Raw genomic sequence first — 274 nt, 5'->3', positions numbered from 1 at the left:
AATCTTCAGATTGCCACCACCAAGTACGATAGGATCAACAGTATCACCAGCCAAACGACCATTGGTTGCAATACTAGCGCTAATATCCTGGATATTTCCACCGGCATTAAGCGTCAGATTGCCACCACCCAGCACACCAATATTTTGTGCAAAGTCCTTATATGATACCCACCAGCTACTACTGCCTGCACCGGTACCAAAACGATATAACCAATTGCTAGTATCTTGTGTACTGGCAGTCAGTCCGATGATGTTACCTTGTGAAAAAATGTCA

The 274-nt window shown here is 44.2% G+C and carries 1 protein-coding gene; it reads right to left on the bottom strand.

Annotated elements, in window-relative coordinates:
- A partial coding sequence (locus ACZ3HG_RS23655; protein ID WP_465334808.1) for a hypothetical protein occupies nucleotides 1-274 on the bottom strand: 274 nt, incomplete at both ends.

It is taken from the genome of Erwinia sp. PME.40.26/001, from assembly GCF_055556675.1.
This window is presented reverse-complemented; position numbering and strand designations above follow the sequence as displayed.